The 24,812-nt window shown below is 33.6% G+C and carries 26 protein-coding genes; 11 read left to right on the top strand and 15 right to left on the bottom strand.

The window, feature by feature from the left end; all coding sequences use genetic code 11:
• Positions 1-296: 296 nt before the first annotated feature.
• A complete protein-coding gene (gene pyrC, locus HA151_RS02970; RefSeq protein ID WP_209106018.1) occupies positions 297-1,346 on the bottom strand; it encodes a dihydroorotase in 1,050 nt (349 codons plus the stop codon).
• A 118-nt stretch (positions 1,347-1,464) separates the two neighbouring features.
• Between pyrC and HA151_RS02965 the strand changes: the two genes are divergently transcribed.
• A complete protein-coding gene (locus tag HA151_RS02965; protein WP_209106017.1) occupies positions 1,465-2,544 on the top strand; it encodes a calcium/sodium antiporter in 1,080 nt (359 codons plus the stop codon).
• A 2-nt stretch (positions 2,545-2,546) separates the two neighbouring features.
• On the opposite strand, the gene gorA is transcribed toward HA151_RS02965, so the two are convergent.
• Positions 2,547-3,911, bottom strand: a complete 1,365-nt coding sequence (gene gorA / locus HA151_RS02960; RefSeq protein WP_209106016.1) for a glutathione-disulfide reductase — start codon at positions 3,909-3,911, stop codon at positions 2,547-2,549.
• A 52-nt stretch (positions 3,912-3,963) separates the two neighbouring features.
• On the opposite strand from gorA, the gene HA151_RS02955 reads away from it, so the two are divergent.
• The gene (locus tag HA151_RS02955) at positions 3,964-5,199 is read left to right on the top strand and encodes a glutathione S-transferase (protein WP_209106015.1); all 1,236 of its coding nucleotides are present in this window, start codon (positions 3,964-3,966) and stop codon (positions 5,197-5,199) included.
• On the opposite strand, the gene dnaA is transcribed toward HA151_RS02955, so the two are convergent.
• Positions 5,194-6,588: a chromosomal replication initiator protein DnaA gene (gene dnaA / locus HA151_RS02950; protein WP_209106014.1), complete on the bottom strand. Its 1,395-nt coding sequence runs from the start codon at positions 6,586-6,588 to the stop codon at positions 5,194-5,196. The two genes, HA151_RS02955 and dnaA, sit on opposite strands and share 6 nt — an antisense overlap.
• Before the next feature lie 192 nt (positions 6,589-6,780).
• Here dnaA and HA151_RS02945 point away from each other — a divergent pair, with 192 nt between their 5' ends.
• Positions 6,781-7,392: a TIGR04282 family arsenosugar biosynthesis glycosyltransferase gene (locus HA151_RS02945; protein ID WP_209106013.1), complete on the top strand. Its 612-nt coding sequence runs from the start codon at positions 6,781-6,783 to the stop codon at positions 7,390-7,392.
• A 5-nt stretch (positions 7,393-7,397) separates the two neighbouring features.
• Entirely contained in the window at positions 7,398-8,084 is a 687-nt protein-coding gene (locus HA151_RS02940; protein ID WP_209106012.1) for a TIGR04283 family arsenosugar biosynthesis glycosyltransferase, read from the top strand.
• Here the strand turns inward: HA151_RS02940 and HA151_RS02935 are convergent.
• Genes HA151_RS02935 through hisG form a run of 3 tightly spaced genes read right to left on the bottom strand, consistent with a single transcriptional unit; the run spans position 8,081 to position 11,058 of the window.
• Positions 8,081-8,611 carry a GNAT family N-acetyltransferase gene (locus tag HA151_RS02935; RefSeq protein ID WP_209106011.1) on the bottom strand — a complete coding sequence of 177 codons (531 nt, stop codon included), beginning with the start codon at positions 8,609-8,611 and terminating at the stop codon, positions 8,081-8,083. The two genes, HA151_RS02940 and HA151_RS02935, sit on opposite strands and share 4 nt — an antisense overlap.
• Positions 8,611-10,407, bottom strand: a complete 1,797-nt coding sequence (locus tag HA151_RS02930) for an ABC transporter ATP-binding protein (RefSeq protein ID WP_209106010.1) — start codon at positions 10,405-10,407, stop codon at positions 8,611-8,613. Before HA151_RS02930 ends, HA151_RS02935 begins: the two co-directional genes overlap by 1 nt.
• A 12-nt stretch (positions 10,408-10,419) precedes the next feature.
• Entirely contained in the window at positions 10,420-11,058 is a 639-nt protein-coding gene (gene hisG, locus HA151_RS02925) for an ATP phosphoribosyltransferase (RefSeq protein ID WP_209106009.1), read from the bottom strand.
• Between the two features lie 40 nt (positions 11,059-11,098).
• Between hisG and gloB the strand changes: the two genes are divergently transcribed.
• From gloB to HA151_RS02910, 3 genes are all read left to right on the top strand, one after another.
• Positions 11,099-11,839: a hydroxyacylglutathione hydrolase gene (gene gloB, locus HA151_RS02920; RefSeq protein ID WP_209106008.1), complete on the top strand. Its 741-nt coding sequence runs from the start codon at positions 11,099-11,101 to the stop codon at positions 11,837-11,839.
• 24 nt (positions 11,840-11,863) lie between these two features.
• Positions 11,864-12,256 carry a Rid family detoxifying hydrolase gene (locus HA151_RS02915; RefSeq protein ID WP_209106007.1) on the top strand — a complete coding sequence of 131 codons (393 nt, stop codon included), beginning with the start codon at positions 11,864-11,866 and terminating at the stop codon, positions 12,254-12,256.
• 85 nt (positions 12,257-12,341) lie between these two features.
• Complete coding sequence (locus HA151_RS02910; RefSeq protein WP_002806681.1) at positions 12,342-12,569, top strand: DUF3136 domain-containing protein; 228 nt, start codon at positions 12,342-12,344, stop codon at positions 12,567-12,569.
• 6 nt (positions 12,570-12,575) lie between these two features.
• Here HA151_RS02910 and HA151_RS02905 read toward each other — a convergent pair whose 3' ends face one another.
• The 8 genes from HA151_RS02905 to HA151_RS02870 form a co-directional block, all read right to left on the bottom strand.
• Positions 12,576-12,815, bottom strand: coding sequence for a 4a-hydroxytetrahydrobiopterin dehydratase (locus HA151_RS02905; RefSeq protein ID WP_209106006.1), 240 nt, complete (start codon positions 12,813-12,815; stop codon positions 12,576-12,578).
• A gap of 74 nt (positions 12,816-12,889) precedes the next feature.
• Positions 12,890-13,138 carry a carboxysome peptide B gene (locus HA151_RS02900; protein WP_209106005.1) on the bottom strand — a complete coding sequence of 83 codons (249 nt, stop codon included), beginning with the start codon at positions 13,136-13,138 and terminating at the stop codon, positions 12,890-12,892.
• A gap of 17 nt (positions 13,139-13,155) precedes the next feature.
• The gene (locus tag HA151_RS02895) at positions 13,156-13,407 is read right to left on the bottom strand and encodes a carboxysome peptide A (RefSeq protein WP_002805244.1); all 252 of its coding nucleotides are present in this window, start codon (positions 13,405-13,407) and stop codon (positions 13,156-13,158) included.
• A 2-nt stretch (positions 13,408-13,409) separates the two neighbouring features.
• Positions 13,410-14,939, bottom strand: a complete 1,530-nt coding sequence (locus tag HA151_RS02890) for a carboxysome shell carbonic anhydrase (protein WP_209106004.1) — start codon at positions 14,937-14,939, stop codon at positions 13,410-13,412.
• A 7-nt stretch (positions 14,940-14,946) separates the two neighbouring features.
• Positions 14,947-17,241: a carboxysome assembly protein CsoS2 gene (csoS2, locus tag HA151_RS02885; protein WP_209106003.1), complete on the bottom strand. Its 2,295-nt coding sequence runs from the start codon at positions 17,239-17,241 to the stop codon at positions 14,947-14,949.
• 92 nt (positions 17,242-17,333) lie between these two features.
• Positions 17,334-17,675, bottom strand: coding sequence for a ribulose bisphosphate carboxylase small subunit (locus tag HA151_RS02880; RefSeq protein WP_011862568.1), 342 nt, complete (start codon positions 17,673-17,675; stop codon positions 17,334-17,336).
• Between the two features lie 88 nt (positions 17,676-17,763).
• Entirely contained in the window at positions 17,764-19,179 is a 1,416-nt protein-coding gene (locus tag HA151_RS02875) for a form I ribulose bisphosphate carboxylase large subunit (protein WP_011862567.1), read from the bottom strand.
• 69 nt (positions 19,180-19,248) lie between these two features.
• Positions 19,249-19,560 (bottom strand): BMC domain-containing protein, encoded by a 312-nt coding sequence (locus HA151_RS02870; protein WP_002807869.1) that lies wholly within the window; start codon positions 19,558-19,560, stop codon positions 19,249-19,251.
• A gap of 328 nt (positions 19,561-19,888) precedes the next feature.
• Here HA151_RS02870 and rdgB point away from each other — a divergent pair, with 328 nt between their 5' ends.
• Positions 19,889-20,473 carry an RdgB/HAM1 family non-canonical purine NTP pyrophosphatase gene (rdgB, locus tag HA151_RS02865; protein ID WP_025945799.1) on the top strand — a complete coding sequence of 195 codons (585 nt, stop codon included), beginning with the start codon at positions 19,889-19,891 and terminating at the stop codon, positions 20,471-20,473.
• 22 nt (positions 20,474-20,495) lie between these two features.
• Here rdgB and HA151_RS02860 read toward each other — a convergent pair whose 3' ends face one another.
• A complete protein-coding gene (locus HA151_RS02860) occupies positions 20,496-21,266 on the bottom strand; it encodes a BMC domain-containing protein (protein WP_209106135.1) in 771 nt (256 codons plus the stop codon).
• 97 nt (positions 21,267-21,363) lie between these two features.
• On the opposite strand from HA151_RS02860, the gene HA151_RS02855 reads away from it, so the two are divergent.
• The 3 genes from HA151_RS02855 to HA151_RS02845 all read left to right on the top strand — a co-directional run bounded on the left by HA151_RS02855 (position 21,364) and on the right by HA151_RS02845 (position 24,724).
• Entirely contained in the window at positions 21,364-21,732 is a 369-nt protein-coding gene (locus tag HA151_RS02855) for a hypothetical protein (protein ID WP_025906778.1), read from the top strand.
• A gap of 157 nt (positions 21,733-21,889) precedes the next feature.
• Positions 21,890-23,146, top strand: coding sequence for a ferredoxin:protochlorophyllide reductase (ATP-dependent) subunit N (locus HA151_RS02850; RefSeq protein ID WP_209106002.1), 1,257 nt, complete (start codon positions 21,890-21,892; stop codon positions 23,144-23,146).
• Positions 23,147-23,152: 6 nt separating this feature from the next.
• Positions 23,153-24,724 (top strand): ferredoxin:protochlorophyllide reductase (ATP-dependent) subunit B, encoded by a 1,572-nt coding sequence (locus HA151_RS02845; RefSeq protein WP_209106001.1) that lies wholly within the window; start codon positions 23,153-23,155, stop codon positions 24,722-24,724.
• Positions 24,725-24,812: the final 88 nt, after the last annotated feature.

Here is a 24,812-nt window from a genome sequence, read left to right as displayed (position 1 = left end):
TACAGTCTCAACAACCAACTAGAAACTTTCATTTGATTAGTGAAATATGTTAGTTATAAGTTGGGTATATGCAAGTATAAAGATAGATTTAATTTAAAAATCTACTTACTTTTGCCTACACTCTAAGAAATTACCTTAGCAAGAAGATAAATATTTTTAAGTCTGGCGAGTTTACAAATTCCCCCTGACTCCCTGAAGAAATCGCCACTAATTCATCCCATATTTAAGTTTCCGATTTAACTAATAGATATTGGGAATTTTCACTTTTTTTGAATGGTTAGATTAAATATAACTTTTTAATTTACTATCCCATCAACTTGCCATCGTAAAGTTTCACCTGCATGTAAAGGTTTTATCTGTCCTACAATGTTGTTTTCCTCTTCAACATCAATAAAATCTGAAATTTTGTTTGGTCTAGACACTAATTTTAATTTTTCTTTGTTATGAGGGACATTATAAAAATTAGGGCCATTTAAACTTGCAAACTTTTCAAAATTATCTAGAGCATCTTCCTCTTCAAATACTGTTAAATAGCTTTCTATTGCTACTGGAGAATTAAAAATGCCAGCACATCCACAAAAAGCCTTCCACTTTCTGAGGTGTGGAGCAGAGTCAGTTCCCAAGAAAAAACATTTTTCCCCACTTGTTGCAGCTCTCCTTAAAGCGAGTCTATTACTTTCCCTTTTAGCAACTGGTAAGCAGTAAAAATCACTATTTAAGCCTCCAAAAAACATTGCATTTCTATTTATATGCAAATGATGCGGAGTGATAGTAGCTCCAATTTTATTTTCTTGAACAAAATCAACTGCATAAGATGTGGTTATATGTTCTAAAACGATTTTTAATTTTGGAAATCTTTTAGTTATTTGAGAGAGTTCTTTATCTATAAAAACTTCCTCTCTATCAAATATGTCTACTTCAGAATCAGTCACTTCCCCGTGAATTAAAAGAGGCATTCCATTATCTTGCATTGATTCGAAAATCTTATATAGATTTTCTATTTTCTTAACTCCATGACTGGAATTTGTTGTAGCATTAGCAGGATACAATTTTGCTGCGAAAAAGATATTATTTTTGAAACCATTTATTAATTCTGCTTTATCAGTCTCATCTGTAAGATATATCGTCATTAATGGTTCAAACTTAGAACTTTCTGGCAACGCTTCAACAATAGATTTTTTGTAAGAGGTCGCACTTTCAACAGATGTAATGGGAATTTTAGTATTTGGCATAATAATAGCTCTTCCAAAAAATTCGGAACTAAAGTGAATGATATTTTTTAATACAAGACCTTCTCTTAAATGTAAATGCCAATCATCAGGTTTTATTATGGTTAAAGTCTTCAAAATTTTTACTATTTCATTAATTTTAACAGCAAATTAAAATTGACAATAATTTATAGATATTCGAGGATAGTTATTAACCAATTACGAAAATTTTTATCATCTAAATGAAATTCTAAATATGAGTGATTTTTTATTTCCAATATTAGAAATAGTTTTAGGAGTAGTTTTACTTTTTGTTGGAGGAGAGTTCTTTATTCAAGGAGCCATATTTTTATCTTTAATTTTAGGAATACCGCAAATAGTAATTGGATTAACAGTTGTTTCTCTTGGGACAAGCTCTCCTGAGTTGTTGGTAAGTTTAAGTTCAATTTCAAAAGGTAGTGACTCTCTTGCGGCAAGCAATGTGATTGGAAGCAATATTTTCAATGTTCTCGTTGTTTTGGGAATAAGCTCATTGATAACACCTTTGAAGGTGAAAAGCAGAATAGTTAGAAGAGATGTGCCTCTATTAATGGCTATATCTTGTGCGGTTTGGGCTATGTCGTCCACAGGCTTATTAACATTGCAAGCAGGTGTTTTTCTAATATTTTGTTTAATCTTAAATACAATATGGGAAATTAATACCATCAATGAGAAAGGAGAAGAGACCAAAGATGCTGAACCAGAGATAGAAGAATTTAAAGATAACTATAAAGGGAAGCTTAATATTTTTCTAAAGTTAATATTAGGAATTTTTCTTTTGAGCTTTGGTTCAAATATTTTAGTAAATGGTTCTCAAACGCTTGCTTCTCTTTTGGGGGTTAATGAAATTGTTATTGGTTTAACTATCGTCGCTACCGGAACATCTTTACCGGAATTAGTGACTTCAATAATTGCTGCATTTAAAGGCAAAACAGATCTTGCGATTGGTAATGTAATAGGAAGTAATTTGCTCAATCAACTTCTCATCCTTGGAAGTTGTAGTATTTTTTCAGGATTTAAAGGTTTAGTAATTGAACAAAGCCTAATAAAAGTTGACTTACCTTTTATGGTTTTAACTACCTTTGCATGCTTACCAATTTTCTGGAGCAAAGGGAAAATTACCAGAATTGAAGGATTTATTTTAATTAATTTTTATATTTTTTACATTCTCGATAAGATACTTTTTTTGAATGGATTTAATTATCTCTCTGAATTAAGGATAGGTTTATTTATTTACTTTTCACTACTTATAGTAATTTTGTTTGCTCAAGAAAAATTAAAATTTTCTAATTCATAATTTTAGCCATACATAGTCACAAACTCTTCAGAGATAGTTGGGTGCAAAGCCATTGTAATATCAAAGTCCTTCTTTGTTATCCCTGCATTTAATGAGATTGATGCCATTTGAATAATCTCAGATGATGTTTCCCCAAACATATGGCATCCCAGGACTTTATCAGTAAGCTTATGAACTACAATCTTCAGCATACATTTTGATTTATTCTCCTTAAAAGTATTAGACATAGGGGTAAATTTGCATTTGAAAATTTTTATATTTTTTTCAGAGTGAATCTCTATAGCTTTTTTCTCACTTAACCCAACTGTTGAAATTTCTGGAATAGTGAAAACAGCCTTAGGGATATTTTCATAATTTACTTTTCTTTTTTGGTCATTAAAAAAATTATCCGAAAAAACTCTCCCTTGTTCAATTGCTACCGGAGTTAAATTTGGTTTATTTATAATATCGCCAACTGCAAAAATATTGGCGTTGCTTGTTTGATTAAGTTCATCAACATCTAAATATTGGCCATCCATCTTTAGATTTAAAAAATCTAAATTTAAAGGGAAAAGATTTGGTTCTCTACCTGTAGCAATAAGGATATTATTAGTTAGGAGTTTATCACCCGAATCTAAAGTAGATTCCAGATTTCCATTCACCCTCTTAATAGCCTTTAATTGAGTATTGGAAATTATGTTTATATCAGAAAACGTTGGCGATTCCTCCAAGCAAAAAGAAAGATCCTCATCAAAACCATTAAGTAAATGTTGACCTCTAATTAATTGAGTTACTTCAGTACCTAAATTCCTGAAAATAGAAGCAAACTCGCAAGCAATATATCCTCCTCCAACTATTAATATTGATTTGGGAAAATTTTCTAATCCAAAAATATCATCACTAGTCCATGCCAAATCTATCCCAGGAATATCCAATTTCTTTGGTTTACCACCAACTGAAATAAGAATTTTCTTTGAACTTATTTTATTTTTAACTTTCTTTGTTTTTGGACAAATTATTTCTAATTCATTTTGATTCGTAAATCTTCCTAAGCCCTCAAAAATAGTTACATTCAATTTGTTTAAAGAATTTCTATGTAAATTACTTAGTCTAGAAACCTCCTCTCTAACATTCTTCAATAAAATATTTGATTCAAAATTAATGCCTTCATTTTTTAATCCATATCCTTTAGAAGAATCCATATTTTTTTTACATTTAGCAGCATAAACCATTAATTTTTTAGGAACACATCCCCTTATCACACAAGTTCCTCCTATTTTATTTACTTCTATAATTGCAACTTTTGCTCCATAACTTGCTGCACGTTTGGCCGCCGCAAGTCCCCCAGATCCAGCTCCAACAACAATTAAATCGAATTCAAATTCCAAGACTTTTTTTAATCAATTATTATAACTTTAGTTTATAGATTTAATTCAAATAATGAATGGGATTTTGACATGGACTGATTTAAATAAGTTCGAAGTTGAAGATCTTGATAGAGTCAATGGTATTAATAATTCCTACTCAAATTTAAGATTATTTGGGCATACTGAAAATGATGTGATTGTTACTCTTTATAGGGATAGGCATTCATGGTGTCCTTACTGTCAGAAAATATGGTTATGGCTTGAATATAAGAGAATTCCTTACAGAGTCAAAAAAATAAATATGTTTTGCTACGGTCAAAAAGAAAGTTGGTTTCTTGACAAAGTCAGATCGGGAAAATTGCCTGCAATTGAATTTAAAGGGCAAGTTATAACTGAGAGCGACGATATTATAGCTTTTTTAGAAAATGAATTTGGAGCACTTGGATCTTTTATAACATCTAGTCACCTTATTAAAATTCGAGAATTAGAGAGAGAAATCTTCAGATCATGGTGTAATTGGCTCTGCCGAGAAAGCTTTAATTTTATAGATAACTCTTTAAGAAAAAAAAGATTTAGAGAATCAATTTCTAAATTCGATGAAATTTTAAGTAGATCAAAATCAGGATTTATTGATCCATCAGTATCTAATACCAGTGATATAGAGCCAGGAGTTGGAGATATAATTTTTATTCCCTATATGGAGAGGATGAATGCTTCATTGATTTATTATAAAGGGTTTAATTTAAGATCTAATTACCGGAATGTAGATAACTGGCTTACACTTTTTGAAGGAACAAGTGCTTATAGAGGCACTCAAGGAGATTTTCATACTCACTCTCATGATTTACCCCCACAAATGGGCGGATGTTATAAAGAAAGCAATACAAAACAGATTTCCTACTCTCAGTCAATAGACTCTGGAGAAGGTCTTGGCAATTTTGAATTAAATAAAAAATGTGATTCAAATTATTACATTAGATTTGCTCTCAAAAGAGTCCTAAAGCACAAAGATAATTTGATAAAAGTTAATCCATGCGATAAAGAATGCTTTGAAGAATCATTGAGATCAGCTTTAACACATATGATCACAGGTGAAGTAATAATGCCTGAAAAACTCTCAGGGAAATCCCTAAGATATTTAAAAAATAGAATCTCAGTTCCAAGAGATATGCCAATTATTTCTGCAAGGTTATTAAGACAATCATTAAACAAAATTGAAATATTAAGTAATAACAATGAAAAAGATAAGATACCTATCAGTCATAGATATGATCAAGATCCTAGAAATTTTATTTCTAATTTACTATAAATTTTTTCTTGAATCTATTTGAAGTAAATCTCTTATTTTTTGAACTTGACTTGCAATATTAGGATCTATAGATAATTTTTTTTCAACTTGTTCAATAGCATACATAACAGTTGTATGGTCTTTTCCCCCAAATTCATCTCCAATTCTTGGAAGACTTAAATCGGTTCCTTGTCTCATAAGGTACATACCTATTTGTCTAGCTTGACTTACTGGTTTTCTTCTACTTGAACTAATCAATTCATCAGTAGAAACTTTAAAGAAATCAGAAACTTTTTTAATAACTTGTAAGGGAGTTACAACTACTCCAACACTATTTGGATCCAGCATTGGAGCAATTGATTGGACTGTCATTGGCAAGCCTGTTATTGAAGCAAATGCAACTGCTCTTGTGAATGCTCCCTCTAATTCTCGTATATTTGAAGTAAATCTTCCAGCGATAAATTGAATTAGATCTCTTGGAAGACTCATACTCTCTTGTTCTGCCTTCTTTTGAAGAATAGCTGTCCTCGTCTCAAGATCGGGGGGTTGAATATCTGCAGTCATACCCATTGAGAACCTAGAAATCAATCTCTCTTGAATCCCAGACAATTGATTTGGAGGTCTATCACTGGCTATGACTATTTGACTCCCTGATTCGTGAAGAGCGTTGAAAGTATGAAAAAATTCTTCCTGTGTATACTCTTTACCTTCTAAGAACTGTATATCGTCTATTAGAATCAAATCGACATTTCTATATTTATCTCGAATAGCAGTCATTCCATCTCTTCTAATACCACTAATAACGTCGTTTGTAAAAGTCTCTGTAGATACATATTTCACTTTTGCTTCTGGATCTATTTCAACTCGATAATGACCTATTGCTTGCATTAGATGAGTCTTGCCAAGGCCTACCCCACCACAAATAAATAATGGATTAAATTCTCTCCCAGGAGATTCTGCTACTGCTAAAGCTGCAGCATGAGCCAACCTGCTGTTAGGACCTACAACAAATCTTTTAAATACGTAGCGTAAATTTAGACCGTTAGGATTTTTAGATCGATTTTTTGAAGAAATATCATGGTTATTACTAGGAAAAGATTTTGTTTTATGATTAACGTTCTGTTCTTGTATGCTTTCTTTATTTGTTAAGTTACTACTGATATTTGTTTCCGATTTAAAAACAACTTTTACATTATGACCGCAAATTTCTTTTGCAGCTCTTTCGATAGTTTCACAATAATTCTTTCTTAACCAATCACTGGAAAATGTATTTGGTGTTATTAAGGTCAATAAGCCATTCTGAAAGCAATCAAATTTAGCAGGCCTTATCCACGTCTCGAATGAAGGCTTACTTAAAGTTTTTTGGAGTGACTGTTGAACTTCCGCCCAAATAGAATTAGTAGCTTGCAAAATTTTATTTCATAGATTATTAATCTAGTTGGAATTTAATAATTGGCCATTATCACATCACAAGATCATGATAAATTTAAAATTACTTAACAAAGTATCATCTAAATTTACAAGAAGAAATTTTATATTTTTTGTAGACATATAATTATCATAAACATTGTTGAAGAATTGGATAAAGCATTGCTTATCATCATGGCAAAATGGCACGGTTTTGGAAGATGCAAAACTAGATTAGCTAAAGAGATCGGGAAAAGAAATTCAGCAAAAATACAAAGTGTGATGACCAACCACACCATATCAGTCGCTAAATCTCTCCAAGAGACCAATCTCATTGATATTTCTTTAGCTATTTCTGGTTTAGGGGAAAAAAATTGTAAAAGATGGTCTAAAGAATTAGGCATTGAAAAGTTTAATTTACAAGGTAGAGGCTGCTTGGGAGAAAAAATGAAGAGGCAAATAATAATAAACAAAAAATTTTGTATTCAAAAAAAGATAAAAAATATTATTTTTATTGGTACTGACCTACCAGATTTATGCCATTTAGATTTATTAAATACTTTGAAAGAGCTAAGACAAAATGATCTTATATTAGGGCCATCAAATGATGGAGGTTATTGGGTTATTGGCTTATCAGCAAAAATAATATCAAAACATTTGCATTTACCTTTTATCAAAATTAGATGGAGTAAGGAAAACGTTCTTCAAAATACAATTGACAATTTGGCATCTACAAAATTGAGATATAAGTTTTTAAATACCAAAATAGATATTGATACCTTACTTGATATCGAAAAAAGAATGTAATCAATATGTCAAGAATCTCGATTATCATTCCAACTATCGATGAAGCTAATAATTTGCCATTATTACTTTCAGACTTATCGAATATTCAAAAAGAAAGAGAAATTCTGATTATTGACTGCGGTAGTAAAGACAAAACTATTGATATAGCTAGTATTTATGGAGCTAAAGTACATCATTCCTTTGAAAGGAATAGAGGGTTACAGTTAGATATTGGAGCTAAAAATGCAAAAGGAGAATGGCTTATATTTTTACATGCTGATACTAGACTAACTCAAAATTGGCCTACAAAAATACAATCTGTTATAGAGGGAGACAAGAATTTTATTTACTATTTTAAATTTAAAGTTAATGACAAAAAGATAATTTACAGATTTCTAGAGATTCTTGTTAATTTCAGAAGCAAATTTTTCAAACAACCTTATGGAGACCAAGGTTTAATAATTCATAGATCAATATATCTTAAGAATAATGGCTTTAGAAAGATACCTATAATGGAGGATTTGGATTTTTTTAGGAGATTAAATAATAAAAAAGATTTAAAACAAATAAATTTTCCTATTTTGACAAGTTCAAGGAAGTGGGAAAGAACTAATATTTTTCTCCAAGCACTCAAGAATTGGAACTTTAGGAGAAGATGGTTAAAAGGCGAATCGATAAAATCTATATATTCTGACTACTACAAAAAAAGTTAATTTGCATACCAGAAAGCGCATTTAGAGCCTCTTGGTTCTAATGTCCAACCTTGTCTTTTGTAAAATGAAACCACCTCAGCATCAGCAAAAAGGGTGACTTTTGAAATGCCAATACTTTTTAATTCTTTTAGTATATATTTCATTAATTCTTTCCCCAATCCTAGTCCTTGATAAACAGGATTAACAGCCACATCCCATACTGTTGCCTCCAAAATTCCATCGCCAGTGCATCTTGCGAATCCTACCAGCCTTGGGAATTTATCGTCATGACGCCATAAACTAACCACCAAAATACTAAAATCCAAAGCTCTTTTAACTCTTCTTATTGGTCGTCTGCTCCATCCAACGGTTTGCAAAAGTTGATCCAGCTCTATTAGATCTAACTCTTTGCTTTTACTACAAACAAATATTTCTTCCTTACTTTTTTGAGTAAATTCATAAGAATTCAAACCATAGATATCTAAAAGTTGATCCCTAGATAAACTGTTTGATTTTTTTATTGATGAACCTTGGTTTCTAAAAATCATTAAAAATTGGCAAATCCTTTTTGTTGAAGCTCAGAGAGCTGGAAATATAAACCTCCGTTCATTCTTAATTCATCGTGCGTTCCTTCTTCAACTAATGTTCCCCCTTTTAAAACTAAAATCTTATCTGAACTTTCAATAGTTGCTAATCTGTGAGCTATCACTAGTGCAGTTCTTTTTGTAAGAATTCTCTCAAGATCTTTCTGTAAAGTAGCTTCTGTAGAGGGATCCATAAACGCTGTAGCTTCGTCCATTATTAAAATGACAGGCTTTCTAATTGCTACACGAGCTACTGAAAGAAGTTGTCTTTCCCCAGAAGAGAGGTTGCCCCCTCTTTCTCTAAGAAAAGTGTTCAAACCTTCTGGTAATTTTTTTAACAAACTGTTTAGTCCTAATTCCTTGCATAGTTTTTCCAATTCAAGATTGTCTATCTTCGCATTAAGTTTCAAATTATCTGCAACATTTCCACTAAAGATAAAGGTATCTTGGAGTACTACCCCCAACATATCTCTTAAGGTTGCGATAGGAATATCTTTTATATCAACATCATCGATTAAGATTTGGCCTTCTTGAGGTTCATATAACCTGCACAATAATCTGATTATGGTTGTTTTACCTGAGCCAGTAGGGCCTACGAAAGCTACATGCTCTCCTGGATCTATCAAGAAAGATAAATCCTTTAGAATATATTCTCCCTCATTGTAGAAAAAACTAACATTCCTAAACTCAATTTTGCCCCTAAATTCCTTATTTGAATTTAGAACATTTTCTGAAAAATGCTTTGCCGAAGAAGAGTCTTTAATTTGAATTTCCTCGTCCAATAATTCATTTATTCTCTCAACCGCTGTAAGACCTCCTTGGATCTGAGTAAATCTTTCTGCAAGCTGTCTTAAAGGTTCAAAGAGTCTTTGGGAATATAAAATAAAAGTTGTCAATGTCCCCAAACCAATATTCCCAGAAGTAACTAGATAACCTCCAACTGCTAAAACCAGGGAAACTGCTGCAAGCGAAACCCACTCTATAAATGCTGAAATGCTACTGTCATAAAATATTGTTCCATTTACTGCTTTTTTATAAGCAATTCCAGTATTTGAGAATTTCTTACTATTAAGAGCCTCTCTTCTGAACATCTGAACGACTTCAAGACCTTGAAGATTCTCTTGAAAATCAGAGTTTAGTTGAGATAACTCTTCTCTTACTTGATAGTTGGCTTTTCTATAACGCTTTTGAAGCCAAATAATGAAATACGAAACAGGGATTTGAGTCAAGAGCAATAGGACTGCAAGTCCTTGATCAATTGACAGCATTGTCAAAGAAATTACTATAAGACTTACAAAGTCAGCAATGACTCCAACTGCACCACTGCCAAAGACTTCGGCCAAAGCATCAACATCATTTGTTAATCTCGTTAGCAATTTCCCTACCGGCATTTTATCGTGATACCTAAGAGATAAAGATATTGAATGATCAAAAAGTTCTCTTCTTATTCTTGCTGTCAAACGTTGGCCCACTGCTTGAATATTATAAGTTTGATATCCCTGTAAAACTAACCTAAATAGAACTGTTATAAATAAAGTTAAAATTATGGCATTTATTGATTGCCCAAAGAAAGTTTTACTTAGCCAAACATCTGTAGTTTCGTTCTTGAGGATGGTAATTGCTTGACCAACTAATAATGGCTGAATAGCTCCAGAAAAAGAAACAGGTAACAAAACTATCAAAATTAGATAGATTGTTTTTTTATCTTTAGTTAAATATTTACCTAACTTTTTAATCCTTTTAAAATCTTTAAAAAACATCTAGTTAATCATCTATACGGCATTAGTTGATTCTATTGATAAAATAGTATCTCTGAGATGATTATCATCTAACCTCATAGATAAAGGATTTCCAATTAGTCTTGCAGTCGAGTAGAAAAGATCATGTATTTTAATTAAACCATTCTCTTTAAGAGTCTTTCCGGTTGCCACCAAATCAACTATTGCCTCTGCCATCCCAGTAATAGGACCAAGCTCGACTGATCCTGTCAAATGAACTATTTCTACAGGAATATTTAATTCTTCAAAATAAGATCTTGCTGTTTTAGTAAATTTACTTGCTACTTTACAATTCGCTTGAAGATCAGTTGGTTTTAAATAATTACTATTGTTCTTAACCGCCAAAGACATATGACAACCCCCAAATCCTAAATCTAATAAGTTTGCTACTTTTAATTCAGATTCTCGTAAAACGTCATACCCAACAATACCCAAATCAGCCTGACCATAACTTACATAAACAGGAACATCTCCGTTTCTCACTAATAAAGCTTTAGCTCTTTTGCAATTTGATTCAAAGGTTAATGATCTATTATTTTCATCCAACGCATCAGAGAAATCTAACCCAGCTCTTTTAAAAGTTGAAATTGAATCTTTTAGCAGAGCTCCTTTTGGTAAAGCTATAGTAAACATAGATCAATTTCTTCCAAGGATTCTTCATTCTAAGTTAACAATGGAATTAAATAAAGTTCGAAATATAATAGGCCTCAGAGTTTTAAGTGATAACATCATTTGGTTATGGGTAAAAGATAAATCCGTTGTGGTTATAGATCCATCTATTCACGAACCAGTAATTAAATATATAGATGAAAACAATTTTCACTTAAAAGCTATTTTGCAAACTCATCATCATTCAGACCATATTGGAGGGACTAAATCTCTTATTGAAAAATGGCCAAATGTAAAAGTGATTGCTTCATCAAAAGAAAAAAAGCGAATACCTTTTCAAAATGTATCTGTAGAGGATGGAGAAACTTTGAGTATTTTAGGTGAAGAAGTAAAAATAATTGAAGTATTAGGGCATACAAGCTCACATATTGCCTTCTTTTTGAATGGAATAAATCCTGTTCTTTTTATTGGAGATACATTATTTTCTGGAGGCTGTGGAAGAATTTTTGAAGGAACTTATCAACAAATGTATTCTTCACTAGGAAGAATCAAATCTTTACCAAAAAATACTCTCATATATTGTGCACATGAATATACAAAGGCAAACATATTGTGGGCATTGAATCTCAAGCCTAAAGATCAAGATATAAAAAATAAACTTTCGGAAGTTGAAAAAAAACTTTCTCTTAATAAATTAACAATTCCATTCTTACTTGATGAAGAATTGAAAATAAATCTTTTCTTAAGAGCAAAAAATTTAGAAGAATTTTCTTTTTTAAGAGCAAATAAAGATTTATGGGTTTAAATAGATAGGTATCTTATTAAACAAATGTCCCCCAAACAAGTAATTAAAACAACAAATGCTCCAGATCCAGTCGGACCTTATAATCAAGCAATAAAAGCTGGGGATTTTATCTATTGTTCTGGTCAAATTGCTATAGACCCAGTTTGTAATGAAATAACATGTTTAGGTGATATAGAGAAGGAAACTACTCAAGTTTTAAAAAATCTCGTAGCAGTTCTTGAAGCTGGCGGATCAAAAATAGAGGATGTAATAAAAACAACTATTTACTTAACCGACCTAAGTAATTTTCAAATTGTCAATAAAATATATAGTAATTTTTTTAATATAGAGAATCCTCCAGCAAGAGCCTGTGTGGAAGTTTCATCTCTACCAAAAGGAGTTTTAGTTGAGATAGATTGCGTCGCATTTCTGCATTAATTTCTAATTATTTAGAAATTTGAAATATGAACCAATTTTGCACCATACTTGTTTAGATTATTATTTGATAATTCATCTTTGATCTATGTCAGCAGCAAAGCTTAATATAGATGAACTAGAAGCAGGTTATCCTTTATTTTGCAAAGCTCTTAGACTCTTAATCTTAAAAGGTAACTCAGTTAAAGATATAGAAAAGACAGTGTGTTGGGGTCATCTTGAAACTTTAAATAGATGTCTACCAGGAAGATATAAAGCCCCCACATATTTAATGGCTTTAATCAAAAGAGATATTGCAAAGCCAAATAATTATTAAAAAGCACTAATACTCTAAATAAAATTTATCAATATCCTTTGAAAAGTCTTTTTCCTTGTTTGATATTTCTTGATTATCTAAAAATATTGAAAGACTTACAAAATTCTTACCAAAGCTGATATTTGGATAGATATCCCTTTCTTTACATAATTTCTCAATTTCCCCCATGAATTTACTAATTTTTGAGTATTGATCAAATTCAAATCTTTTTTCTATCCTCAAAGGTGATTCTCTTTCTTTCCACATTACATTCTTTATTTAAGACTAATTACACTATACCTTCAACAAAGTTTCTCAATAAATTTTTGAAGATAAAATTTTTAGTCACTCTCCCAATAATCAATAATACCGCCAATTGTTAAATCGGTTTGAACTTCTGGATTAGGGCATGCAAATCTAGCGGCAGAGCCACTAGAAGTAAAAACCCAGTTACCTTCTCTAGCTCCAACAGGATCAACAGCAACTAATTTCTTTCCTTTATTATTTTCTAAAATTCGTAAATTCATATAACCTAAGCCAGCGACTCTTTGAGTGCATACCATCCTTCCTAATACCTTCATAATTTCCACAATTTACATCCTCCTTTTTAAGACTTGTCAGGATCCCAATGATCAATTATTCCAACAATCGTTAAATCGCTTGGATAAGATTTACTTCCCGCTGCTTCCCTAGCAGCAGAACTTCCAACACAAATAACCCAATCTCCTGGCTTACAGCCAACAGCATCAACTGCAACTTTATTAGAAGAACCATCTAATACAACCTGCAGATGTTTATGTTCAAAACCAGGAATCCTATTGGTAGAAACAAGTGGTTTTACAACCTTGCAAATTAACATAATTAGTGAGCCTCCTCTGTTTTTTTATCTAAAGACATTCCAATAATTTGGGCGGAATGAATGTTGTCCCTATCTCTAATAGTAGAGCAAGTATGTAACAAACCTTGATCAACTAAATTTTTATATCTAATTGATATCGCATTATTAACTCTTTCACAATCATTTATTGCCCTCTCTTTTGCTCCGGGAACTTTTCCAGAGTAATCAAATCTTATTACTACCGGAATAGGTAGATCTTGAGAAACATTTAATCCAGTAAAAATCTTCACTCCTACATCTAAATCTGGAGCACCTTCTTCGACTGTATCTAAATGAGCAAAATAAGTTAAATTCCTGAGATGTACTTCTTTGAAACCTATACCTACTCCAATAAACCTCTCTGCATGTCCAATATCTTCATAAGAACCATTATGAAAACTCTTAACATAATCAATTTGAGAAATATTATTGACAATTAATTTATACGTAAATTTTTCTAGTCCACTGAGTTTATCTTTTGAAGATTGCTTAGAGATTGTCTGGCAAATTTCTCTCTCCGCATCCTCTTTTGAAAAATTTATTGTTGAATTATAAATTTCTAATGTAGAAATGGTTTTTTCTAAATCTATACCGCCATCGCTTGTTGATAAATGTATTTTTAATGAATCAGTGTCTGTATCAAGTCCAATTAACATTAAATCCACAGAAGCTCCGCAGCAAAAGCTATTCTCTACAGCCTCTTTGAAAGCATATAATTTATTTCTACCTTCTGCTGCAGCTAACTCGTCATTACTCCCATGAGCTGCGCATCCCTGATGCAAAGGATCTACTGAACTGAAATGATAAGTTACAACTTTTAAGTACCTAGTATCTTTATGAGCTTCATTAGGAACATTCTCTCTATATCTTTTATGTTCAGTTTTTACCCATCGATTAACGGTATTTTCAATATCAAACAGTGCTCCAGCATGAGATCTTCTTCTTACTGAACTAAAAGGTATTCTCATTACATAGGCAACTGAATGAGCTAATCTTCCATCTGAACAAGGAGTTATATCAAGTAAATGTATTCCACAATCTAAGAGAAATTTTTCAAAGTCTTCAGCATCCCTACTTCCAGCAGCACCTTCAAGAGGATCATTATTAAAAAAATTGTCGCTAAGTTTATCATGCTGTTTGAAAGCACACCATGCATATAAAGCTCTCATATCAAGAGGTTTAACCCAAGATTTATCTAATACATGGAGAGGTAAATCTATTCCCAAATTTTGTCTTGATATTTTCTGAGCCTTATTTATAAAATCTTCGTGATGTTGAATTCGAGCAATTTCCTTGAGAGTTGGAACAATTTCGTCAAAATCACTTTTTATTTTGCTTTCATACCTAAATAGATTTTCATTTTGAATATTATTGGTTAATTTATGAGACTTTCCAGAATTTCGTAAATTATTTGATTCTTTAGTTTGTATATGGATATTTTCAGTAAAAGTTTTCATTGGAGCGGTTGGCCCCAATGTGTAGTTCTTGGCTTTAGCCAGTCCTCTTAAAGGCATTATTTACTTAACCTCTTGCACCACCTGAAAAGGTAACAAGTTGTCCTTCACGAGTATTACCACTAGATCCAGTTATCAAGAAATCTGGTTTTTCTGTTTCCTCATTTCTTTTAACTTCCATAGGAGGCATTGCACTCATGAATCCTGCTCTTGATGGATTTCGCTTTCTAGAAGAAGCTCCCTCTGTGCCTGTTACCTTATCACCGCGATCCCAATCATCTCCAGTTACGTTTCCCACTGATTGTCCTTCACCAGTAATCCTTGATGCAACTCTTTTTTCTGGTGTTTTTGCAGCACGGTCTGCCTCTTCAATTTCCATTTTTTGTTTATAGGTAATATTTTTATTCGGTTCAAATCTAAATTTTTCTGTACCAGTGACTTTATCAACTGCCATATCAAAAGGTCCTGTTACCTTTGAACCATTTTCATATTCATTACCCGTAACACCTTGAGTATTTTTTTCAGAATATTTATCTCTTGATGGTGATTTAACAGAGAATTCATTCCAAGAGTTACCTGCTGACTTTTCCGAATTCGCATAAGCAGTATCATTTGGAGGATTATCACAAGCTTGTGAGAACTGATCTCCACCAACATAAGGAGTCCCTGTTAGGTTTTTACAAGCACCTTTCTTAGCACCTGTCATTACCCCGCCAATTCCTGGTTGTTGTCCTGTAAGTCTGGCATTTGAATTATTTCCAGAATTAACTGTTGCTCGTGATTTCATATCTTCAGAAGTTTCAGTATTACAATTCTCATTAATCTGATCTAAGCCTGCGTATGGTGTTCCAGTTAACACTTTGCATGAACCTGGTTCATCTCCAGTTACTATTTTTGATCTTCCTGTCATAGTGCCGCTTATTAAATTTGACTTTGAAGAAAGGCTTAAACCTACTTTTCTAGCTTCTGGTTTTGGTTTTGAACCGCAATACTTCTCGTATTGTTGAGATCCTATATACTCATCGCCAGTTACATTCTTACAACTACCATGTTCATTGCCTGTCATATAGTCTGATCTTCCAACCCCTGTACCAGTTACATTATTCCCATTAAGAGTGTTGTAACTACCTACTTTTTCAAATGCTTTGCCTTTTGGATTTGGCTCAGAGCCAAGATATTGATCTCCAGTTAACTGATGTCCAGAACCTGATTCATCTCCAGTAACTAGGGTTGATCTACCAGGAAGTGATCCAGATACTTTTAATCCATCGGTTGTAGTACTGTGTTTAACCTTTGAAGGATTTTTTGGAACATCACCACAATACTTCTGTGATTGATTAGAAGATACATATTCAGTACCTGTAAGGTTTTTACAAGTCCCTGGCTCATCGCCTGTGACCCTATCAGATCTACCAACTTCATTCCCAGTCACTTTATTTCCTGATGTTGTTGCAGTAACAGTAGACCTAAGTGGTTGTTTATAACTTGGTCTATCTTGACAAAATTGATCAACAACTTCTGCTCCCATGTATTGGGTGCCAGTAACTGTTCTGCATGTACTTGCTTCATTACCTGTAGTTTTTACAGATCTATTAGCTTGTGTTCCAGTCACTACTTGACCTGAATCAGTTTCACTTTTACCAACTTTCCAACTAGCATCTGCAATATTTTGTTTGGCGCCATTTTTATTTGGACCACATGGTCTACATTTACCATTACCTTTTTTGCCTGTAGCACCAGTTTTACTTCTTAACTCTCTCACTCTCTGAGAAATTTCTCTACTACTTAAATCTGGATCTCCCCTTCTAGCTAAAGAAGCGGCACTGGTATTTTGTTTAGTTGCTGATTTACCATGCTTAGATTGAGCTTCTCTTCTCGCTAAAACAATATCTCTACTTGTATTAGTAATAGGCTTTCTCTTCTGATTAATTCTTCTCTTAACGATGGGTTTGAGGGACTTAGATTCTGTACTAGTTGAATCCTGACTTTCTTGATTTTTATTTATAGTTGATTTAACTATGTTTACAGGACTTTCTTTTTTAACATCAGTACGTGTTCTATCGGATGAAGTTATTGCTGATTTTCCATGGGTAGACATTGCTTTTCTTCTCTCTATTACTAACTCTTTACTAGATAAAGTTGTTGAAGAATTTCTATTTACTTGAGTTTTTGGGATATGTTTTGTAGCTGGTTTTGAAATATTATGATTATTAGAAGAAGACTGAGTCCCAGAAATATGTACATCTTTAGAAGATCGAACTCTATCTTTGGTAGCTGAAGAATAAGCAGCAGCTTTTTTACCGCTATCACTCATGGCCTTTCTTCTTTCAAGTGCAATCTCTCTGCTAGTTTTTTGTGACATAATCTTCAAGTTTGAAATTCTTTAAAAACTTTTTTTGAAAAACTTTCTCCAAAAAATTTTTTGGAGAAAGATATTAACTACGATAAGTAGCTTTAACGTCCTTGGAAAACTACAAAAGCTGTTCCTTGACTTTGAGTGTAAGCATCGTATCCGATGATTCTTACATGATGATCAGGGTATGCTCTATGACATGCCTCTAATTCACTCACGATCAAGTTAAGATCTTTTTCCCCAAAGAATGGGAGTTTCCAATAAGACCAATAAGTTTGCATACATCCACTTGGATGAACATGCTCAATAACTGGACTCCAACCTTGAGCAATTATGTACGCAATTTGGTCATATATTTCTTCCTGGGTCATCGGTGGTAAGAAACCGAATGTTTCCAGGGTTGCAACTGTTTGATAGTCGCTTACTGTGCTCTGGAAAGGCATAATTAATCAAAATGTGAATGTAATTACTCGTAAAAACGAGATTTTATAAGTTTGAGGAGAATTAATCTCCTCAATTTCGAAACTTGAGTTAACCCTGAACGTCAAGCTTGTCGACAGTGTCAAACTCGAACTTAATTTCCTTCCAAGTTTCTAGAGCAATAGCTAATTCAGGACTATGCTTAGCAGCTTCCATAAGAATGTCTCTACTCTCTTTTTCGATTTCGCGACCAGCATTACGGGCTTTTACACAAGCTTCTAAAGCAACTCTGTTAGCTGCAGCTCCAGCAGCTGAACCCCATGGATGACCATGTGTTCCTCCACCGAACTGAAGACAGGAATCATCCCCAAAGATCGCAAGAAGTGCAGGCATATGCCAAACATGGATACCACCTGATGCGACTGCAAATACTCCAGGCATTGAACCCCAATCTTGATCAAAGAAGTTTCCTCTTGATCTATCTTCAGGAACAAATGACTCTCTTAAGTTGTCAATGTAACCAAGAGTTGTTTGACGATCACCTTCTAGTTTTCCAACCACGGTTCCAGTATGTAGTTGGTCTCCTCCAGATAGCCTCAAACATTTTGCAAGAACTCTGAAGTGAATACCATGCTTTGGATGTCTATCAATAACAGCATGCATAGCTCTGTGAATATGCAGAAGCATGCCATTTTTACGACACCAATTAGCTAATCCGGTATTTGCAGTAAAACCACCAGTTATATAATCATGCATGATGATTGGCATATCTAGCTCTTTTGCAAATTCAGCTCTCTCATAGAGTTCTTCAGGAGTGTTAGCAGTACAATTTAGATAGTGACCTTTAACTTCTCCAGTTTCTCGCTGAGCAAGCTTAACTGCTTCTGCAACAAACTCAAATCTTTCTCTCCAACGTTGGAATGGTTGAGAATTAATATTCTCATCATCCTTCGTTAAATCAAGACCGCCTCTAAGACATTCATATACAACTCGACCATAGTTTTTACCAGATAATCCTAATTTAGGTTTGATGGTACAACCAAGAAGAGGTCTTCCGTATTTGTTAAGTCGATCTCTTTCAACTACGATTCCGTTTGGTGGACCACCGCAAGTTTTAATGAAAGCAATTGGGAATCTAATATCTTCTAGACGTAGATGTCTAAGAGCTTTAAATCCAAAAACGTTTCCTACAAGAGATGTTAATACGTTTGTAATTGAGCCTTCTTCAAAAAGATCTAAAGGATATGCAATAAAAGCATAGAAAGCTTCAGGATCTCCAGGAACGTCTTCGATTCGATAACAACGTCCTTTATAAAATTCTAAGTCTGTAAGTAACTCGGACCAAACTGTTGACCAAGTACCTGTTGAAGATTCAGCTGCAACAGCTGCTGCAACTTCTTCTCTTGGAACACCTTCCTGACCTGTACATTTGAAACAGGCTAGTAAATCGGTGTCTAGGGGTACATATTCTGGAGTCCAGTAGGTATCTCTGTACTCCTTTACCCCTGCGTCATACTTCTTACTCATAAGGATAAATTTAGGTCTGTGTAGGGAAAATAATTATTTTGCAAAATTTATAAATCTTGCTTTATTTAATTAGTCCTTTTGACCAAGAAATTCACCATTACCTAGAGCAGGTTCAACTTCTCTATGAGGACGAGCAATAATGTGAGCTGCAACTAAACCGTCACCAACTCTTTCACAAGCATCAGCACCAGCTCTTACAGCTGCGTTAACTGCGCCTGTTTCGCCTCTAACTAATACTGTGACATAACCGCCACCAACGAATTCACGACCAATAAGGCGAACTTCTGCTGCCTTTGTCATTGCGTCTGCTGCTTCGATTGCAGGTACAAGTCCGCGTGTCTCGATCATGCCGAGAGCGATACCCATTGTTTCTGTAGCCATTGTCTACTAAATACTAAATGTGGAATGTTCAATTCGAAGAATGCTTCATTAAGTACTTATAAGTCAAGCGTTTTCGACAAAATCTCCATTAATGTTTTTTCTATCATTCATAAGTTAAACTTATCACCCTTGGTACTATTGATATGTCAATACTTATGCAAATTAGTTAGTGCATCAAAACATACTGTTGTGTTAAGAAAAAATTTACATTAAGTTATTTTCGTACGAGACAGGCCCTGTCTACACAGGTGTGGAATGTTCAACCTTTCCTGTCTCCGTATCAAGCTTTGAAGTAAGATAATATTCACAATAAATTTCTTATATTATTTTGAACCTTCCAGTTCTAACTATTGCGAGCGGCAATCAAAGAAAAGTATCTGAAATCTCAGAGATGCTGGATGTTTTGTCTTTAAAGGTTGAGAAGCAACCAGAATATTTAAATGTCGAAGAAACTGGGAAAACATATTTTGAGAATGCACTACTTAAAGCCAAGGCAGCTTCTCTAGAGACAAAAACTTGGGCGTTAGCTGATGACTCGGGTCTTGAAGTAGATGTTTTAGATGGTCGACCAGGAATTTATTCTGCTCGTTATGCCAAAAATAATGATGAGAAAATTAAAAAATTAATTAATGAACTTTCTGATAGTCCTTATAGAAGTGCAAGATTTATAAGTTGTATGGTTTTGTGCGATCCCTCAGGAAACTTAGTTAAAGATACAACAGGAATATGTTGGGGAGAAATTCTTAAGAACCCCAAATATCCTAATGGGGAGTTCGAATCTATTTTTTGGGTTAAAGAAGCTAATTGTGTTTACGGTGAGCTCTCACAATCACAACTAAATAAATTAGGTAGTAGAGGTAAAGCTGCAAAAATTATGTCACCTTTTTTAAAAAAAGAGATAGGTTTAAGTTAAAAAAGGTTTAAATAAAAATTTCTCAATAATTTGAAATTTCTTCAATTGCTCTTATAGAAGCAGCTGCTGCCTCTTCTACATCTCCTTCTTTCCCGGCGAGAGTTAATCTACCAAAAGCTCCAACTGCTTTAACATCAACAACAGTTATATTAGATGCCTTTTCAGCTTCATTAGCTGCTTTCAAAACATAACCAGCTGGTTCAGTTTCTAATATAAACATGCTCATTCCAGATTGAATCATTGATCCACTTCTGTTTTGTCTATTTATTAAAACTGCATGATCTGGAGTAATTGCTCGAATAACTTCAGTCCAACTCGTAGCAGGTTTTGTTCTTTTTCTAACTTCACTCCCAATAGCATCTAGAACAACATCTCCAGAATGTAAAACCGTGCTTTGATCTTTATGGTAAAGAGCAAGAGATCCAAATGCTCTTTCAACAATCATCTGACCAAGTCTTACATTACTTGCTTTTAGGGCAATGTCAGTAACTCTATGAACAGCCATCCCTGGTGAGACTTCCATCCAAAGACATGAATCACCAGGAATAGGTAAAAAACCTCTACTAACAGTTCCCATATATGCGGCTAATTGAGGTTGCAGAGAATCTAAAAAAACATATGTTCTTAACTCAATTTGCTCAACTTGACTAGCTTGTCTGGATACCAAGGACTTTTCTGAATCAGTAGTAATAAAACAGCTAGCACCACTGGCCTGAGATTGTACCTCAGATCCCGTTACTAGAGAACTCCCTTTTTTTCGTTCCCCTCTGTTTAAGCTAGAAGTTGGTTCCATTGAGGCGACTATAACGGATAATGGTTCATTTTTTCTATTAAATTTACTTGCATGCTTACCACAAAACGATAACTTCAAGTAAAAGATATGAATTTTTATGGGAACTTCTCAAAAAAAAGAACCAAATGTTTCTGGTACTGAAAAAGAATTAACACCTGATCAAACTCTTGGATTAGTTAGCCTAAGCTTGATGCAAAAACTATCTCAGAAAGACCCATCTTTTAGTTGGTTAGAAGAAGATAAAATTGAAAAAGTAAATCTTAAGAACCTCAGAGATAGACTGGAGTTAACGCAATTAGCTATAAATACTGGAGCACCTTTAACCACTTCAGAAGTGACAGCTTTAATTGGGGCAAAGCCCGGGAAATCTAAGTTGGAAAGAGCAGGATTATTAGCAACGAAAATAGCTAGAAATGTGTGGAAGCTTTCAAAAACAAGTCAAGGAAATTCCTTCTACAGGAATTAAAATACGCCCCAAAAGTTTTTTTCATAATTCCGATTTAAGTATTTAAACATTCATATAAGTTTTTTAAATGTGTTTATTTTGTAAGAGAACTTATTAATTACTTTCTTAAATTAAAAAGTTTATGCAAGCTTGAAATATAAGCTCTTGAAAATTTTTAATGAGTAAAGTTGAATTTAATAAGGAAACTGGGCCCAGGGAGGTTTTTTGTGGTTTAACTTCAATAGTTTGGCTCCACAGAAGAATGCCGGATGCATTTTTTCTAGTTGTAGGCTCAAGGACATGTGCTCATTTAATTCAAAGCGCTGCTGGAGTTATGATTTTTGCTGAACCAAGATTTGGGACGGCTATTCTTGAAGAAAAAGATCTTGCTGGTCTTGCTGACGCTCATGAAGAATTAGATCGAGTGGTAAATGATCTTATTGAGAGAAGACCAGAAATAAAAACTCTTTTTCTAGTTGGATCTTGTCCAAGCGAGGTAATCAAATTAGATCTTGCCACTGTTGCAGAGAAATTAAATAAAAGATTTTCAGGTCAAGTGAGATTTGTTAATTACTCTGGCAGTGGGATAGAAACAACTTTTACCCAAGGAGAGGATGGCGCCTTAAAAGCTTTAATTCCATTAATGGAGTCATCAGATGAGGAGAAATTATTATTAGTTGGGACTCTTGCAAATAATGTAGAGGATAGGTTTAAAAAGATTTTTAGAAATTTAGGAATTTCAAATATTGAGAGCTTCCCACCCCGTCAATCAACAGAATTACCAAAAATTGGCAAAAACACAAAAGTTTTATTAACTCAGCCTTATTTAAGTGATACCATTCGAGACCTAAAACATCGTGGGTGTGAAATAATTTCAGCTCCATTTCCTCTTGGTATCCAAGGAAGTACTGAATGGTTTTTAGCAGCAGCGAAAGCTTTCAAAATTAGTGAACATAAAGTTCATGAAATTATTTCGCCTTTAATTGATAGAGCAAAACTTGCTCTTGAATCTCATAAAGAAATACTTAAGGGGAAAAGATTATTTCTTCTTCCTGAATCGCAACTAGAGATATCTTTGGCAAGATTTTTGCATAATGAGTGCGAAATGGATCTTATAGAGGTAGGCACTCCTTACCTAAATAAAGATTTAATGAAAGAGGAGATTAATTTATTACCTGATAATACAAAAATTGTCGAAGGGCAACATGTAGAAAAACAATTAGATCGAGTGAGGGAATCTAATCCAGACTTAGTAGTTTGTGGGATGGGTTTAGCTAACCCACTTGAGGCAGAAGGAATCAGTACTAAGTGGTCAATAGAAATGGTATTTAGCCCAATTCATGGAATTGATCAAGCCGCAGATTTGGCAGGTCTCTTCTCCAAACCTTTAAGAAGGAATCAAATATTAACTTCAAAAACTTTAGTAACGCATTAAAAGAATATGGAATTAACTCTATGGACATATGAAGGGCCACCACACGTTGGTGCGATGAGAATTGCCTCTTCAATGAAAGATATACATTATGTTCTTCATGCCCCTCAAGGGGATACATATGCAGATCTTCTTTTTACAATGATTGAGAGGAGGGGGCAAAGGCCTCCAGTGACTTATACAACTTTCCAGGCTAGAGACCTCGGAGGCGATACAGCTGAATTAGTTAAGAAAAACATTAAGGAAGCTGTAGAAAGATTTAAACCAAAAACTCTTTTAGTTGGAGAAAGTTGTACAGCAGAACTTATCCAAGACCAACCTGGAGCTCTTGCAAAAGGAATGGGGTTTGATATGCCAATTGTTAATCTTGAATTACCTGCTTATAGTAAGAAAGAAAATTGGGGAGCATCAGAAACTTTTTATCAATTAACAAGAACTCTTTTAAAAGAGAAAGTAAGTTCATCAGAAAAAATAAGTCCTCTAAGGTGGAAGGAATTAGGTCGCAGACCAAAAGTAAATATACTTGGTCCTTCATTACTAGGATTTAGATGTAGGGATGATGTCATTGAAATCCAACGTATACTTTCAGAACAAGGAATAGATACAAACGTAGTTGCTCCATTAGGTGCTAGTCCAGATGACATTGAAAGATTAATTGATGCTGAAATAAATATCTGTCTTTATCAAGAAATTGCTGAAGCATCATGTGAATGGCTTAAACGGAACTTTGGAATGGAATTTACGAACACTATTCCAATTGGAATTAAAAATACAATTGAATTTATAAATGAAGTTCATAATAAGTTGGATCTCCCTATGACTAATAAAGAAGAACTAGAACACAAGTCAAAACTTCCTTGGTATTCAAAATCTGTTGACTCAAATTACTTAACTGGCAAAAGGGTTTTTATTTTTGGTGATGGAACACATGTAATCGCGGCTGCAAAAATTGCCAAAGAGGAATTGGGTTTTGAAGTAGTTGGTCTTGGGACATACAGTAGGGAGATGGCAAGACAAGTAAGAGCAACTGCAAAAGAACTAAATTTAGAAGCTCTAATTACTAATAATTATTTAGAAGTAGAAGATGCCATAAAGAAAGCCGCCCCTGAATTGGTTTTAGGTACTCAAATGGAAAGGCATAGTGCTAAGAGACTTGGCATTCCTTGTTCAGTAATAAGTACACCAATGCATGTTCAAGATGTTCCTGCAAGATATAGCCCACAAATGGGATGGGAAGGTGCAAATGTAATTTTTGATGACTGGGTGCATCCCCTAATGATGGGATTAGAAGAGCATCTTATTGATATGTTTAAACATGACTTTGAGTTTGTTGATGGTCATCAAAGCCATCTAGGACATACATCCACAAAAACAGAAGATTTTGTAAATTCTGAGGATAAAGAAGTTAAAAATAACAAGGAAGGAATTATCTGGACTGAATCTGGTAGAGCCGAATTAACAAAAGTTCCATTTTTTGTGAGAGGTAAAGTCAAAACAAATACAGAAAAATACGCAATCTTGAGGGGAATCCCAGAAATAAGTGATGAAACCCTGTACGACGCTAAAGCATATTTCAGCTGATTATTACTAATTAATTATAATTAAGTCATGAGTATTTTCACTCATAATTATACAGAATTAATAAGAAAAATTCAGTTATAAGAACATA

Source organism: Prochlorococcus marinus XMU1419 (genome assembly GCF_017695955.1).
Taxonomy (GTDB): domain Bacteria; phylum Cyanobacteriota; class Cyanobacteriia; order PCC-6307; family Cyanobiaceae; genus Prochlorococcus_A; species Prochlorococcus_A marinus_AD.
Note: the sequence above shows the minus strand (reverse complement) of the source record. Positions and strands in the feature narration are given on the sequence as shown.

What these genes read in the sequence shown, in the direction of transcription:
- HA151_RS02965 (WP_209106017.1), top strand. Translation starts at nt 1,465, where the DNA reads ATGAGTGATTTTTTATTTCCAATATTAGAAATAGTTTTAGGAGTAGTT.
- HA151_RS02955 (WP_209106015.1), top strand. Translation starts at nt 3,964, where the DNA reads ATGAATGGGATTTTGACATGGACTGATTTAAATAAGTTCGAAGTTGAA.
- HA151_RS02945 (WP_209106013.1), top strand. Translation starts at nt 6,781, where the DNA reads ATGGCAAAATGGCACGGTTTTGGAAGATGCAAAACTAGATTAGCTAAA.
- HA151_RS02940 (WP_209106012.1), top strand. Translation starts at nt 7,398, where the DNA reads ATGTCAAGAATCTCGATTATCATTCCAACTATCGATGAAGCTAATAAT.
- HA151_RS02935 (WP_209106011.1), bottom strand. Translation starts at nt 8,611, where the DNA reads ATGATTTTTAGAAACCAAGGTTCATCAATAAAAAAATCAAACAGTTTA.
- HA151_RS02930 (WP_209106010.1), bottom strand. Translation starts at nt 10,407, where the DNA reads ATGTTTTTTAAAGATTTTAAAAGGATTAAAAAGTTAGGTAAATATTTA.
- hisG (WP_209106009.1), bottom strand. Translation starts at nt 11,058, where the DNA reads ATGTTTACTATAGCTTTACCAAAAGGAGCTCTGCTAAAAGATTCAATT.
- gloB (WP_209106008.1), top strand. Translation starts at nt 11,099, where the DNA reads ATGGAATTAAATAAAGTTCGAAATATAATAGGCCTCAGAGTTTTAAGT.
- HA151_RS02915 (WP_209106007.1), top strand. Translation starts at nt 11,864, where the DNA reads ATGTCCCCCAAACAAGTAATTAAAACAACAAATGCTCCAGATCCAGTC.
- HA151_RS02910 (WP_002806681.1), top strand. Translation starts at nt 12,342, where the DNA reads ATGTCAGCAGCAAAGCTTAATATAGATGAACTAGAAGCAGGTTATCCT.
- HA151_RS02905 (WP_209106006.1), bottom strand. Translation starts at nt 12,815, where the DNA reads ATGTGGAAAGAAAGAGAATCACCTTTGAGGATAGAAAAAAGATTTGAA.
- HA151_RS02895 (WP_002805244.1), bottom strand. Translation starts at nt 13,407, where the DNA reads ATGTTAATTTGCAAGGTTGTAAAACCACTTGTTTCTACCAATAGGATT.
- HA151_RS02890 (WP_209106004.1), bottom strand. Translation starts at nt 14,939, where the DNA reads ATGCCTTTAAGAGGACTGGCTAAAGCCAAGAACTACACATTGGGGCCA.
- csoS2 (WP_209106003.1), bottom strand. Translation starts at nt 17,241, where the DNA reads ATGTCACAAAAAACTAGCAGAGAGATTGCACTTGAAAGAAGAAAGGCC.
- HA151_RS02880 (WP_011862568.1), bottom strand. Translation starts at nt 17,675, where the DNA reads ATGCCTTTCCAGAGCACAGTAAGCGACTATCAAACAGTTGCAACCCTG.
- HA151_RS02875 (WP_011862567.1), bottom strand. Translation starts at nt 19,179, where the DNA reads ATGAGTAAGAAGTATGACGCAGGGGTAAAGGAGTACAGAGATACCTAC.
- HA151_RS02870 (WP_002807869.1), bottom strand. Translation starts at nt 19,560, where the DNA reads ATGGCTACAGAAACAATGGGTATCGCTCTCGGCATGATCGAGACACGC.
- HA151_RS02860 (WP_209106135.1), bottom strand. Translation starts at nt 21,266, where the DNA reads ATGGAACCAACTTCTAGCTTAAACAGAGGGGAACGAAAAAAAGGGAGT.
- HA151_RS02855 (WP_025906778.1), top strand. Translation starts at nt 21,364, where the DNA reads ATGGGAACTTCTCAAAAAAAAGAACCAAATGTTTCTGGTACTGAAAAA.
- HA151_RS02850 (WP_209106002.1), top strand. Translation starts at nt 21,890, where the DNA reads ATGAGTAAAGTTGAATTTAATAAGGAAACTGGGCCCAGGGAGGTTTTT.
- HA151_RS02845 (WP_209106001.1), top strand. Translation starts at nt 23,153, where the DNA reads ATGGAATTAACTCTATGGACATATGAAGGGCCACCACACGTTGGTGCG.